The sequence below is a fragment of the Pseudomonas sp. GW821-FHT01D09 genome, from assembly GCF_059422465.1.
The window spans coordinates 13,550-26,881 of record NZ_JBWKWY010000016.1 but is presented as its reverse complement, the minus strand read 5'-3'; the positions used below and the strand labels follow the sequence as shown (position 1 = coordinate 26,881).

The following is a 13,332-nucleotide window of genomic DNA, read 5'->3' as shown; positions in this document are numbered from 1 at the left end:
AAAAAGGTGGAGAGTCGATCTATAAGCCGGGTTCTGTCTTGAACAGTCATTCGTCTACGATGGCCATCACTGGACATCTTTAGCAACCTACCCGGTTCCAGCGCGGGCCACGCCTTGGAACCCTATTTGGTCTTGCTCCAAGTGGGGTTTACCTAGCCACGAACTGTTGCCAGTCGCGCGGTGCGCTCTTACCGCACCTTTTCACCCTTACCGGCACCGAAGTGCTTAGGCGGTTATTTTCTGTGGCACTTTCCGTAGGCTCACGCCCCCCAGGCATTACCTGGCACTTCGCCCTATGGAGCCCGGACTTTCCTCCCCCCCCTAATTTTCATAGAGGGCAGCGACTGTCCAATCGACTCTCCGCCGCGAAGGTTAACGGCACGGCGGCCTTAGAACAAGTATTAAAAGACAGCATTGCCATCATGTTCCGACGCCGTGCGCGTTAAACCCTGGAACTATTCGCTCTTTTGCTTATCAAGCGCGGCCTGATACAACACGTTCTTGCGCACCCCGGTGATTTCTGCGGCCAGGGCCGCGGCGCGCTTGAGTGGCATTTCCTTGAGTAGCAGGTCCAGCACGCGCATTGCTTCGCTGCCCACGGCATCTTCACTTTCCGGCGCCGTCCAGCCCGCAACCAGCACTACGCACTCACCGCGCTGCTGATTGCTGTCACCCTCGACAAACGCCCGCAGCTCTTGCAGCGGCAGGCCCTTGAGGGTTTCAAAGGTCTTGGTCAGCTCCCGCGCCAGCAAGGCCAGGCGCTCACCACCAAAGACCAGCTCCATGTCCTGCAGGCATTCGAGGATACGGTGCGGCGCTTCATAGAAGATCAGGGTGCGCGGCTCTTCCTTCAACAGTTCCAGGCGCGCCCGGCGCCCCACGGCCTTGGCCGGCAGGAAACCCTCGAAGATAAAGCGGTCGGACGGCAAGCCCGCCGCCGACAAGGCCGCAATCAACGCGCACGCCCCGGGAACCGGGACTACATTGATACCCGCGGCACGTGCCTGGCGGACCAGGTGGTAGCCCGGATCGGAGATCAACGGCGTACCGGCATCGGAAATCAACGCCACGTCATCGCCTGCGAGCAGGCGGGTAATAAAGCGGCTGCCCTCGTCACGCTCATTGTGCTCATGGCAGGCAGCCAAGGGCGTGGCGATACCGAAGTGCTGCATCAGGCGCAGCGAGTGCCGGGTGTCTTCCGCCGCAATCAACTTGGCTTCGCGCAACACTTTCAGCGCCCGCGCGCTGATGTCGTCCAGGTTGCCAATGGGCGTCGCCACCACAAAAAGCGAGCCAGCAGTGGAATTCAAAGGACCTGGAGCAGTCAAAGCGCACACCTCGATGATTGGCAAAAGCCATATTGTAGCGCGTAGACGTCAAGAAAATGCGCCAACGGGGTCGCGTCCAGACGGTCTGTTTGCGGTGGTTACTGACACCCTGCAACATTTAAACGATCTAAATAGACGGTTTCACGCCAGTAACATCGCGCCCCGGCCAGTGCTTGGGTACAATTCCACGCTAATTTGATCGGTATCAGGAACACTTACATGATCGCTTGCCTGCGGCTGTTCTCTGCCCTCTGCCTTGCTGCCCTGTTGGCGGCTTGCGCCAGCTCGCCCTCCTCCAGCCTTGGCGAACTCCCACGGACCCCGGATGCCACCATCGAGCAGTTGCTCGAACAGGCAACTTCGGCCAAGACCCCGGAACATGCTGCACTGCTGCGCCTGAGCGCGGCAGACATGGCTTTCCAGCAGAACAATCCAGCACGCTCCGCGCAGATCCTCGCGCAAGTGCCACTGGACAGCCTCAAGCCAGCCGCCCAGATCTTTGCCAGCACCCTCACGGCAGAACTGGCCATGGGCCGCAACCAGCCCAAGGCAGCGTTGGCGGCGCTGAGCCACCCAAGCCTGCAAAACCTCAAGGAATTGCCGCCGGAGCAGCAGATCCGCACCGGCACCGTGCATGCCCGCGCCTATGAAGCCGACGGCCAGACCCTGGCCGCCGCCCGCGAACGCGTGGCCATGGCCCCGTTGCTCACCGGCGATGCCGCCGCGAGCAACCACGAAGCCATCTGGAGCCTGATTGCCGCCGTGCCTGGCGAGCAGCTGCAGGCCAGCGGCAACCCGGTGCTCGACGGCTGGATCACCCTGGCCCAGGCCATCAAGAACGCCGGCACCCTGGAGCAGCAGCAAGCTGCCATTGATACCTGGCGTGCGCAGAACCCTGCACACCCGGCGGCGGTGCAACTGCCGACGCCGCTGACCAGGCTCAAGGAGCTGGCCAGCCAGCCCCTGAATAAAATCGCCCTGCTGTTGCCGCAACAAGGCCCGCTGGCCAGCGTGGCCAAGGCCCTGCGCGAAGGCTTCATGGCCGCGCACTACCAGGCGCAACAGGCCGGGCAGAAGCCACCGGTCATCGAGATCTATGACAGCTCACGCGTCAGCTCCCTCGATGAGTTCTACAAGAAGGCCCAGGCTGACGGCGTGCAACTGGTGATCGGCCCGCTGGAAAAGCCGCTGGTCAAGCAACTCAGCGCCCGCCCGCAATTGCCCATCACCACCCTGGCGCTGAACTACAGCGAGGGCGACCAAGCCCCGGCGCAACTGTTCCAGTTCGGCCTGGCGGCCGAAGACGAAGCCCGCGAAGTATCGCGTCGCGCCCGCGCTGACGGCCTGCACCGCGCCGCTGCCATGGTGCCCAAAGGCGAATGGGGCGAGCGCGTGCTCAAGGCCTTCCGCCAGGACTGGGAAGCCAACGGCGGCACCCTGATCGGCGTCGAATATGTCGACCAGCCTGTGGCCCTGGCCCAGCAGATCGCCGATCTGTTCAAGCTGCGCCAGAGCGAAGGTCGCGCCAAGAGCCTGCAAAGCACAGTTGGCGCGGATGTCGCGGCACAGCCCTCGCGTCGCCAGGATATCGAGTTCATCTTCCTCGCCGTGACGCCGCAACAGGCCCAGCAGATCAAGCCGACGCTGAATTTCCAGTACGCAGGCGATGTGCCGGTGTATGCCACGTCCCACGTGTTCAGTGCCAGTGGCGACAAAAACCAGTACAACGACATGAACGGCATTATGTTCTGTGAAACGCCGTGGCTGCTCAACACCACCGACCCGCTGCGCAACCAGGTCACCGCACAATGGCCACAAGCCAATGGCAGCCTGGGCCGCCTCTATGCGATGGGCGTAGACGCCTACCGCCTGGCACCACGCCTGGGTCAACTCAAGGCGCTGCCCGATACCCGTATCGATGGCCTTTCCGGCAACCTGGGCATGAGCCCAAGCCAGCGGATCGAACGCCAGATGCCGTGGGCCAAGTTTGTCAGCGGCCAGATCGAACGCCTGCCCGATACCCCGCGCTGATGCCCCCACGCTCCAGCGCACAAAGCGGCAAGGATGCCGAACAACAAGCACTTGAACACTTGCAGCAACAGGGTCTGCGCCTACTGGCGCAGAACTGGTTATGTAAACGCGGCGAGCTTGATCTGGTCATGCTTGACGGCGATACAGTAGTATTTGTCGAAGTCCGCTACAGAAAATACGCACAATGGGGTGGTGCGCTCGCCAGTATCGACGCGCGTAAACGCCAAAAGCTGATACTCGCCGCGCAGTTTTTCCTGCTCAGTGAACAGCGCTGGGCTGACGCACCCTGCCGTTTCGATGTGGTTGCCATACAAAGCACGCCCCACGGAACCGCTGATCTGCACTGGCTGCGCAATGCCTTCGACGGCTGAGCACCACCTGGGCAGGTCGGACATCTTCACCGCACACTTTTGCTCTTTGCTTTGCGGGCTGCACATTCGTGTGCCATACAGCCGCGCTACTTAAGGTCACACAGATGGACATGCAATCCCGAATTCGCCAGCTTTTCCAGGCCAGTATCGATACCAAGCAACAGGCGATGGACGTACTTGCACCGCACATCGAGCAAGCCAGCCAGGTCATGGTCAACGCCCTGCTCAACGAAGGCAAAATGCTTTCGTGCGGCAACGGCGGCTCGGCCGGCGATGCCCAGCACTTTTCCTCCGAGCTGCTCAACCGCTTTGAGCGCGAGCGGCCGAGCCTGCCGGCTATCGCCTTGACCACCGATTCGTCGACGATCACCTCGATCGCCAACGACTACAGCTACAACGAAATCTTTTCCAAACAAATCCGTGCCCTGGGCCAACCGGGTGATGTGCTGCTGGCGATTTCCACCAGCGGCAACTCGGCGAACATTATTCAAGCGATCCAGGCCGCACATGATCGCGAAATGATTGTCGTAGCCTTGACCGGGCGCGACGGTGGCGGCATGGCCTCGCTGCTGCTGCCCGAAGACGTGGAGATCCGCGTCCCGGCCAATGTCACCGCACGTATTCAGGAAGTCCATCTGCTGACGATCCACTGCCTGTGCGATCTGATCGACAGCCAACTGTTCGGGAGTGAAGAATGACCGTTAACCGCCTCAGCCTTTTGGCCATCACGCTGTGCCTCGCTATCAGCGGCTGCACCTCGGCCATCACTGCGACCCGCGACACACCGATCCAGGACGACCGCGGCACACGTACCTTTGGTAGCAAGATCGATGACTCGCTGATCGAGACCAAGGTCGGCGTCAACGTGGCCAAGGCCGCCCCCGACCTGGGCAACGGCGCATCGCGTATCGTCGTGACCAGTTTCAACGGCATCGTGCTGCTTGCCGGGCAAACCCCGCGCGCCGAGCTCAAGACCCAGGCCGAACAAGCCGCTTCGACTGTGCAACGGGTCAAGAAAGTCCACAACGAATTGCAGGTCGCGCAGCCCATCACCCTGCTGGCAATCAGCAATGACGCCGTGCTGACCACCAAGATCAAGGCACAGATGCTCACCGACAGCGCAATTCCCGGCTCGCGGATCAAGGTCGTGACTGATAACGGCATCGTCTACCTGATGGGCCTGTTGACCCAACAGGAAGCCACCCGTGCGACCAACCTGGTACAGGGTGTGTCCGGGGTACAGAAAATCGTGAAGCTGTTCGAGTACATCGACTGATGTAATCACCAGCCACAAAAAAGGGCGCCGTGCATTGACTGCACGGCGCCCTTTTTTTGTAGCTGGCGGTTACTGGTACTGCTGGTACGGATTGCCCTGGAACTGGTTGTTCTGCTGCTGTTGCTGCGCAGGCTGGCCATACTGTTGGCCCGGGATCGGACCGAGGTTGACCTCCACGCGGCGGTTCTGCGCACGACCGTTGACGTCGGCGTTGCTGGCAATCGGGTTATCCGGGCCGGCTCCACGGGTGGTCAGGTTGGTCGGGCTCACACCTTGGGACGTCAGGTAGTTGGCCACGCTTTGCGCACGCCGCTGGGACAGGTCCATGTTGAGCTGGCGGCTACCGGTGCTGTCGGTATAACCCACAATCTGGATGGTGTTCTGGTTGAACTGCTTGAGCGACCCCGCCAGGTTGTTCAAGGGGGTGTAGAAGCTGCTGGCGATCGCATCGGAGTTGGTCGCAAACGTGATGTTACCCGGCATGATCAGCTTGATCTGGTCACCCTGGCGCTGCACCTCGACGCCGGTATTGGCCATGCTTTCACGCAGTTTCTTTTCCTGCTGGTCAGCGTAATAGCCATAACCCGCAGCACCGATACCGGCCACGGCGGCGCCGATCAGCGCCCCCTTGCCACGGTTATCGTGGTCAATGGCGGCCCCCGCCAACGCGCCAGCCAGCGCGCCGAGGCCGCCGTACTTGGCGGTTTTGCTCATACCTTGTGAACCGCTGCCTGCCTGTCCCTGGCTGCCATCGTAAGGGTTAGGGGAAGCACAGCCCGACAACAGGGCTACCGCAGTGGCAACAACAAGCAGACGACGCGAAGTGAACATGAAGGAAGCTCCTACTTTTGCATTCTGTGATGCAGAGGACATTGGCAATGGACCTGTGCCGAGTTTGGAACACGACAAACGGCAAAAATTCCGTGACCGGCCCCTGCCCTGTAACAAAAGATGGAGGCCGGCACACTTACCTAAACCCTAGCAGAGCCTCGCCAGATCAGGCCCTGACAAACGGATTTTCGCGCATTTCATCCCCCAGGCGCGTATCCGGGCCGTGCCCTGTCACCACGGTCGCGTCTTCGTCCAGGGTATACAGGCGCTGCTGGATCGAGCGCACGATGGTCGCCTGGTCGCCGCCCCACAAATCCGTACGCCCTACCCCGCGCCGGAACAAGGTATCCCCGGCGATCAGCAGCTTGGCATCGGCAAACCAGAAACTCATGGAGCCCGGTGTATGCCCGGGCGTGTGCAAAGCCACGCCGCAGCCACAGGCCAACTCTTCATCATCGGCCAACCAGCGATCCGGCGACGGCACCGGGGTGTAGGGCACACCGAACATCTGGCACTGCATTTCCAGGTTATCCCACAGGAATTGATCGTCCTTGTGCAGGTGCAGTGTGGCGCCGGTCTTCTCTTTTAATTGGCCAGAGGCCAGGAAATGATCGAGGTGCGCATGGGTGTGGATGATGCTCACCACCTTCAGGCCCAGCGCGTCGAGCCGCGCCAGGATCAGCTCATGGTTGCCACCCGGATCGACCACGATAGCCTTCTTGCTGATTGGATCACCGATGATCGTGCAGTTGCACTGCAACGGGCCGACGGGAAAAGTTTCGCGGATCAGTCCAGGGGTTGCGATTTGCATAAGGAATCCCTTCTAGCTGTTGGCGCGTGCGGCGTGCAGTTTTTTGTAGCTGTCGATCAACCGCAGGTGCCGGTCCAGGCCTTCGAGTTTCATGCTGGTTGGGGTCAGGCCATAAAAGCGCACGCTGCCCTCCACCGAACCAATGGCGGCATCCATGCGCTCGTTGCCAAACATCCGACGGAAATTGGCCTCGTAGTCTTCCAGTTCCAGGTCCTCGTCCAACTGCATCTCCAGCACCGCATTCACCGCCTGGTAGAACAGCCCGCGTTCGACGGTGTTGTCGTTGTATTGCAGGAACATCTCCACCGCCTCTTTCGCCTCTTCAAACTGCTGCAAGGCCAGATAGATCAGCAGCTTCAGCTCCAGGATCGTCAGCTGGCCCCAGGCGGTGTTGTCGTCGAACTCGATGCCGATCAGGGTGGTGATATCGGTGTAGTCATCCAGCTCGCTTTCCACCAGGCGCTCGACCAGCGCTTGCAGGCCGTCTTCATCCAGGCTGTGCAGGTTCAGGATATCGGCGCGGAAGAACAACGCCTTGTTGGTGTTATCCCAGATCAGGTCGTCCACCGGATAGATTTCCGAATAGTCCGGCACCAGGATCCGGCAGGCCTTGGCGCCGATATGCTCGTACACCGCCATGTAGACCTGCTTGCCCATGCCTTCGAGAATGCCGAACAGGGTCGCGGCCTCTTCGGCGTTGGAGTCTTCGCCCTGGCCGGAGAAATCCCACTCCACGAACGCGTAATCGGACTTGGCACTGAAGAAGCGCCACGACACCACGCCGCTGGAGTCGATGAAGTGTTCGACAAAGTTATTCGGCTCGGTCACCGCATGACCTTCAAAGGTCGGCTGCGGCAAGTCATTCAGGCCTTCAAAACTGCGGCCCTGGAGCAACTCGGTCAAGCTGCGCTCCAGCGCCACTTCCAGGCTTGGGTGGGCACCGAACGAGGCAAACACGCCCCCGGTGCGCGGGTTCATCAGGGTCACGCACATCACCGGGAACTCGCCGCCCAGGGATGCATCCTTGACCAACACCGGGAAGCCCTGCTCTTCCAGGGCCTGGATACCGGCAAGGATGCCTGGGTATTTGGCCAGTACGTCGGCCGGTACATCCGGCAAGGCGAATTCGCCTTCGATGATTTCGCGTTTCACCGCGCGCTCGAAGATCTCCGACAGGCACTGCACCTGGGCTTCAGCCAGGGTATTGCCGGCACTCATGCCGTTGCTCAGGTACAGGTTTTCGATCAGGTTGGAGGGGAAATACACCACCTCGCCATCCGACTGGCGCACAAACGGCAGCGAGACGATGCCACGCTCTTCATTGCCGGAGTTGGTGTCGATCAGGTGTGAGCCACGCAATTCGCCATCGCGGTTGTAGATTTTCAGGCAGTACTCGTCGAGGATTTCCACCGGCAGTGCATCTTTGCGGCCCGGCTTGAACCAGCGCTCGTCCGGGTAATGCACAAACGCCGCATTGGCGATGTCTTCGCCCCAGAACTGGTCGTTGTAGAAGAAATTGCAGTTCAGGCGCTCGATAAATTCGCCCAGGGCCGAGGCCAGCGCGCCTTCCTTGGTCGCGCCCTTGCCGTTGGTAAAGCACATCGGCGAATGGGCATCGCGGATATGCAGCGACCAGACATTGGGCACGATATTGCGCCACGAGGCGATTTCAATCTTCATGCCCAGGCCCGCGAGAATGGCCGACATGTTGGCGATGGTCTGCTCCAGCGGCAGGTCCTTGCCCGCGATATAGGTGCCCGCGTCTGAAGCCGCAGCCGGCATTAGCAACGCCTGGGCGTCGGCGTCGAGGTTTTCTACCTCTTCGATGACAAACTCAGGCCCGGCCTGTACCACTTTCTTGACCGTGCAGCGGTCGATGGAGCGCAGGATGCCCTGGCGATCCTTATCGGAAATATCGGCAGGCAACTCGACTTGAATCTTGAAGATCTGGTTGTAGCGGTTTTCCGGGTCGACAATATTGTTCTGCGACAGGCGGATATTGTCCGTGGGGATATTGCGCGTGCTGCAATACAACTTCACAAAGTAAGCCGCACACAACGCCGACGAAGCCAGGAAGTAGTCGAACGGACCGGGGGCCGAGCCATCGCCCTTGTAGCGAATCGGCTGGTCGGCCACCACGGTGAAGTCATCGAACTTGGCTTCGAGCCGGAGGTTGTCGAGAAAATTGACCTTGATTTCCATGCGGGATTACCAGAATAGCGGAGCAAACGAATTGGCCGCCATTATCCGGCTTTTGCGGCGCAAGTCTCCCCCTTACCCCAACAACCCCATCTCCTGCGCCCGTGCGACCGCCTGGGTACGGCGCTCGACCCCCAGTTTGCTGTTGATATGACTGGCGTGGGTCTTGACGGTGTGCAACGAGATAAACAGTTGGTTGCTGATCTCCTGGTTGGAACAGCCCTGGGCGATCAACTGCAATACCGCCAGTTCCCGGGTGCTCAGGGTTTCGCCGGTATGGGTGGTTTCGGCCGGTTCACGCGGGGCAACCGCCGGCAGCAGGGCCCACAGGCTTTGTCGCAACCTGTCATTCGGCGCCTGGCCCAGTTGCTCGCGCAGCCAGTCGGGATAACGTTCCAACAGGCGCTGGAAGGGTTGCAAGGCGCCGCCGCTGGCCATTTGCAGGGCGCGGGCAAAAACCGGCCGGGCGGACGCTGCCTGGCCGTCGTCCAGTAACAACAGCACGTGCTGGTTCAGGGCCATCACCGCAATCATCTGCTGGCCTTTGCCTTCGGCTTGCCGCGCCAGCCTATCGAGACGACCCATGGCGCTGTCGGATTGGCCGCGAATGGCATCCAGGGCCGCCTGTTGCAGCTCGATATGTTGCGGCAGGTGTGGATGAAACTCCGGGGCGGCGGCGGCCTGCTCGCCGTTATAGGTCTGCCCCAGGCGCGCCAGCCAGGCATCGGCCAGGTCGGTACGGCCCTGGGCCAGCCACAGCTCGCATTTGATCAGGGTGATCATGGCCAGGTAGTAGATCGGCGGCACGTCCCAGATATGCATCAACCGCTCGGCTTCGGCCAGCTCGGCAAAGGCCTTGGGGAAATCGCCACGGCGCCCCTCAAGGTTGGCGATGACACAGTGGCCGATCAACACACTGATATCCCGGCAGGCGCGGGCTTCGGCCAACCCTGTGCGCAGGCGCAGCAGGCCGGTCTCCGGCTGGCAACGCATCAGCAGCAGGAAGCCTTCATACAATGACAGGCGGGCACGCACCGCATACAGGCGCTGGGACGCCAGGCCCTGCAAGCGTTGCAGGCCCTCGCGCACCTCGTCCAGGGAGCGCAGGATTTCCCCACGGGCCTGCAGCACCCGCGCCCGGTCGTAATGGGCCAGGGCCTCGAACAACGGGTTGCCGACGCGTTGCGCCAGTTCCAGGGATTCGCGGTTCAAGCCCCGCGCACGCCACAGGTCGGCGTCGACGATGGCCAGGTTCGACAGGGTCGACAGGCACATCAAGCGCTGGCCGTAACGCTTGTGCGGCAGGCTTTCCAGGGCTTCTGTGCAATACAGCTGGGTCAGCTCGCGATTGCCGCGCCCCCGGGCGATGATACCGCTGAGGGCCAGCCACTGGGCCAGCATCGACTTCTGCGCCGTGGCCGACGGTGCCGGCAGGAAGCGGCTGAGATGGCTGGACAACTCTTGCGCCGCATCCAGTTGGCAGGCCAGCCCCAGCGCCCAGCTATAGAGCACGATCAAGCGCGGCGTGCTGATCAACAGGCTGTCGGGCAAGTCCATCTTCCAGCGCAGGAGCATGCCGACATTCTGCTCGGCCAGCAGCTGTTCTTCGGACAGGTTCTGCACCAGGTTCGCCGCCACATCCAGGTGCCCCGCGCGCAGGGCCTGCTCCACGGCTTCATCGAGCAAGCCCTGGGCATTGAACCAGCGACAGGCGCGCAAATGCAGGCTGGCGGCCGGCAAGATCGCATTCGGTGAGCGGCGGGTGCGCAGCAAGTCGGAAAACAGGTGGTGATAGCGATACCAATGGCCCTGCTCGTCCAACGGCACCAGGAATACCTGGTGGGCTTGCAGGTAACGCAGGATTTCCGCGCTGTCATGGGCCTCGCGCACCGCATCGCACAGCTCGCTGCAAAAGCGCTCCTGGGAGGCGGTGTCGTAGAGGAACCCCTGGACTTCCGGCGGCAGGCAATCGATCACCTCTTCCAGCAGATAGTCACGGATCAACCCTTCCCCGCCATGCAGGCCCTGGGGCAGGTCGGCCTCGCTACCGGCTTCAGAGGCAGCCAGCAACCAGAAGCGCAAGCCGGCCACCCAACCTTCGCTACGGCGGATCAGGTTGTCCAGGGCCTCACCGCGCAGCGAGCTGCTATGGCGGTCGAGCAAGGCCAGGGATTCGTCGTTGGTCAGGCGCAGGTCCTGTTCATGCAGCTCCAGCAAATGCCGGGACAAGCGCAAGCGCGCCAAATGCCAGTCGGGGCGCTGGCGGCTGGTGACCAGCACCAACAGGCCATCGGGTAAATGGTTGAGGAAAAACTGCAGGCAACGATCCAGCACCGGGCCCTGGGCCAGATGGTAGTCATCCAGTACCAACAATAACGGGGTGCGTGTGGACAGGTGGACGGTCAATTCGTCGAGCAAGCCATCGAGCCATTCTTCAAAGGCAAACGGCTGATGGCGCTGGCGCATTTTCAACAAACCCAGGGCTTGGGCGCCGACCTGCGGGAAATACTGCTGTAAACCTTCCAGCAGGCGCTCAAGGAAGCGCCCCGGATCACTGTCCCGCGAACTGAGGCCCAGCCACAGGCTTTGCCAGTGAGCCGGCAAGCTTTGGCAGAACTCCACCGCCAACGAGCTCTTGCCAAACCCGGCCGGGGCGCTGACCAGCAATAGACGCCCGTCCAGGCCCGCGCTCAAACGCTCGCACAAACGTGGGCGCAGCACATAGCCATCGGGCAGCGGGGGTCGGTAGAAGCGCCCTTCCAGCGTGGGGATTACCGCACTGGCAGGCCCTTGGATTGGGGACAGATCAGTCATCGCCGGGCTCTTGTAATAGGCTGTGGTCGGCATTGCAGATGTCCGCAGACTAGCGTTAAAAGCTGCCGCTTTGTAGATCTTTGCAACATTTGTCTGAAAAAGACTACAACAAGAAATAACCAACTATTTTCCGACTGCCCCAAAACAAATGTGGGAGCGGGCTTGCTCGCGATGGCGGTGTTTCAGTCTGAGTTGCATTAACTGACCCACAGCCATCGCGGGCAAGCCCGCTCCCACACAAGTCCTCTCCAAGCCCGGACTTGCTTACCGCCAGTTAGCGAACACCATCCTGACGCAGGGCCGCCGGGGTGAAGTCGTTGGTGGTGGCGGTGAAGCCGAAGTCATAGGCTTGCTTCTCTTCGTTCTTCATGCCCAGGGCCAGGTAGCGGCCGGACTGCAGGTCGTAGAGGGTTTCGAGGGCGTACCACGGCACTTGCTTGTCGTAGTAGTTCTCGCCATGGGCTTCGGCCACGCGCCACAGTTGGCCACGACCGTCGTAATGGTCGATCACGGCGGCCTGCCAGGTATCTTCGTCGATGTAGAAGTCACGCTTGGCGTAGATATGGCGCTGGCCTTCCTTCAAGGTCGCGACCACGTGCCACACGCGGCGCAGTTCATAGCGCGCCAGGTCCTGGTTGATGTGGCCGGCCTTGATGATATCGGCGTACTTGAGCTTCGGATCGTCGAGCTTGTAGCTGTTGGAGGCGATGTAGATTTCCTTCTTGCCTTCCAGCTTCCAGTCGTAGCGATCCGGGGCGCCGTTGTACATGTCGAGGTTGTCGGAAGTGCGCAGGCCATCGGCGGCAGTACCCGGCCCGTCGTAGGACACTTGCGGCGCACGGCGCACACGGCGCTGGCCGGCGTTATAGACCCACGCGGCGCGTGGTTCCTTCACCTGGTCGAGGGTTTCGTGTACCAGCAACACACCACCGGCCAGGCGCGCCGGGGCCGTCACTTTCTGCTTGAAGTAGAACAGGATGTTACCCGGGTTTTTCGGGTCGAAGTCCTTCATCTTGTCGCGGAACACGAACTGGTCCTGGAAGTACACCAGGCTGTACGAACCGTTGGCCTGCGGCGTGGCCTGGGTCACCAGGCGCGTCACGCTGCCGCCGCGATAGCGGGTGATGTGGTTCCAGATCACCTCGACCCCGCTTTTCGGGATCGGGAACGGAATCGCGGTCTCGAAGTTTTCCAGGCCGTTACCACCGCCTACCAGGTTGGTGCTGGTGGCGTTCTTTTTGATGGAGGCGAACACTTCTGCCGGCACGGTGGCGCCGCGATGGGTGGCGTACACCGGCATCTTGAAGGTTTCGGGGTAGCGCTTGAACATCGCGTACTGCCCCGGTGCCAGCTTGTCTTTGTACTGCTCGACGTTCTGCGCGGTGATGGTGAACTGCGGTTGCTCGCTGGCATACGGGTTGGCCAGGAAGCCCTTGGCATCCACGGCGCCGGCGTTGGTGGGCATCGCCTTCCAGGCCGGGATGGTGCCGGCGGCGTTGCCGGCCATTTCCGCGCCCATCGGGGTCAACGTGGTGCCCAGCTTGGCGGCTTCATCCGCCGAGACGGCCGCCATGACGCTACTGGCCATGATCGACAGTCCCAGCACACCCACGTGCAACAGACTTTTGGTTATTTTCATGTTCTGGTCTTCCTGAAAATACTGACTGCTTA

Annotated in this window: 10 protein-coding genes and 1 other RNA gene; 4 read left to right on the top strand and 7 right to left on the bottom strand. The window is 61.2% G+C overall.

Going from position 1 to position 13,332, the window contains the following annotated elements:
• Positions 1-6: 6 nt before the first annotated feature.
• Positions 7-360: RNase P RNA component class A (rnpB, locus tag AC07W7_RS15675), an RNA gene on the bottom strand.
• 95 nt (positions 361-455) lie between these two features.
• Positions 456-1,328, bottom strand: coding sequence for a 16S rRNA (cytidine(1402)-2'-O)-methyltransferase (gene rsmI / locus AC07W7_RS15670; RefSeq protein WP_076963508.1), 873 nt, complete (start codon positions 1,326-1,328; stop codon positions 456-458).
• Positions 1,329-1,547: 219 nt separating this feature from the next.
• Here rsmI and AC07W7_RS15665 point away from each other — a divergent pair, with 219 nt between their 5' ends.
• The 4 genes from AC07W7_RS15665 to AC07W7_RS15650 all read left to right on the top strand — a co-directional run bounded on the left by AC07W7_RS15665 (position 1,548) and on the right by AC07W7_RS15650 (position 5,006).
• Positions 1,548-3,359, top strand: coding sequence for a penicillin-binding protein activator (locus tag AC07W7_RS15665; protein ID WP_169866228.1), 1,812 nt, complete (start codon positions 1,548-1,550; stop codon positions 3,357-3,359).
• Positions 3,359-3,730, top strand: a complete 372-nt coding sequence (locus AC07W7_RS15660) for a YraN family protein (RefSeq protein ID WP_076963510.1) — start codon at positions 3,359-3,361, stop codon at positions 3,728-3,730. Before AC07W7_RS15665 ends, AC07W7_RS15660 begins: the two co-directional genes overlap by 1 nt.
• A gap of 104 nt (positions 3,731-3,834) precedes the next feature.
• Positions 3,835-4,428, top strand: a complete 594-nt coding sequence (locus AC07W7_RS15655) for a phosphoheptose isomerase (protein WP_003171862.1) — start codon at positions 3,835-3,837, stop codon at positions 4,426-4,428.
• Complete coding sequence (locus AC07W7_RS15650) at positions 4,425-5,006, top strand: BON domain-containing protein (RefSeq protein WP_076963511.1); 582 nt, start codon at positions 4,425-4,427, stop codon at positions 5,004-5,006. The genes AC07W7_RS15655 and AC07W7_RS15650 overlap by 4 nt, the downstream gene beginning before the upstream one ends.
• A 69-nt stretch (positions 5,007-5,075) precedes the next feature.
• On the opposite strand, the gene AC07W7_RS15645 is transcribed toward AC07W7_RS15650, so the two are convergent.
• From AC07W7_RS15645 to AC07W7_RS15625, 5 genes are all read right to left on the bottom strand, one after another.
• Positions 5,076-5,837 carry a YiaD family glycine zipper/OmpA-like lipoprotein gene (locus AC07W7_RS15645; RefSeq protein WP_076963512.1) on the bottom strand — a complete coding sequence of 254 codons (762 nt, stop codon included), beginning with the start codon at positions 5,835-5,837 and terminating at the stop codon, positions 5,076-5,078.
• Between the two features lie 166 nt (positions 5,838-6,003).
• Positions 6,004-6,648 (bottom strand): MBL fold metallo-hydrolase, encoded by a 645-nt coding sequence (locus tag AC07W7_RS15640; protein ID WP_076963513.1) that lies wholly within the window; start codon positions 6,646-6,648, stop codon positions 6,004-6,006.
• Between the two features lie 12 nt (positions 6,649-6,660).
• Positions 6,661-8,850, bottom strand: coding sequence for an OsmC domain/YcaO domain-containing protein (locus tag AC07W7_RS15635; protein ID WP_495039644.1), 2,190 nt, complete (start codon positions 8,848-8,850; stop codon positions 6,661-6,663).
• Positions 8,851-8,922: 72 nt separating this feature from the next.
• Complete coding sequence (locus tag AC07W7_RS15630; RefSeq protein WP_495039643.1) at positions 8,923-11,661, bottom strand: winged helix-turn-helix domain-containing protein; 2,739 nt, start codon at positions 11,659-11,661, stop codon at positions 8,923-8,925.
• Between the two features lie 274 nt (positions 11,662-11,935).
• Entirely contained in the window at positions 11,936-13,300 is a 1,365-nt protein-coding gene (locus AC07W7_RS15625; RefSeq protein WP_099167619.1) for a DUF1329 domain-containing protein, read from the bottom strand.
• Between the last annotated feature and the right edge of the window lie 32 nt (positions 13,301-13,332).